A 346-nucleotide genomic window follows, 5' to 3' on the forward strand; every position below is an offset into this window, starting at 1 on the left:
CAGCAGGCGTTAAGCCGGGTGTTTATCAAGATCACCGCCACCAAGGTCAATGCCGCTTATTCTCGACTGGTGGATCTGCTGTTTCAAAACGTGGACAGTTTCTGGGATATTGTGCCCAGCCCGATGGCCGACATTCCGGCGTCGATTAAACGACAGATCCGCATGATGGCCATTCAGGAACTGCTCCCCTATCCCATTGATCCCCATACCCGTAACCAACTCATCCAGGAACGGAACGATGAGATGGAACGGGCACTGATGGCCGAAGCACTGGAACGCGCCAACGAAGCCGCTATGAAAATGAAGCGGTTGATCAAGGACTACCTGATCAATGCCAACGCGCTCA

General features: G+C 53.5%; 1 protein-coding gene. It reads left to right on the forward strand.

Annotated features, from left to right (window positions below; all coding sequences use genetic code 11):
• On the forward strand, positions 1-346 hold a 346-nt coding region (locus tag AK963_RS34575), incomplete at both ends, for a hypothetical protein (RefSeq protein ID WP_202969989.1).

The sequence above is a fragment of the Endozoicomonas atrinae genome (assembly GCF_001647025.1).
GTDB lineage: Bacteria > Pseudomonadota > Gammaproteobacteria > Pseudomonadales > Endozoicomonadaceae > Endozoicomonas > Endozoicomonas atrinae.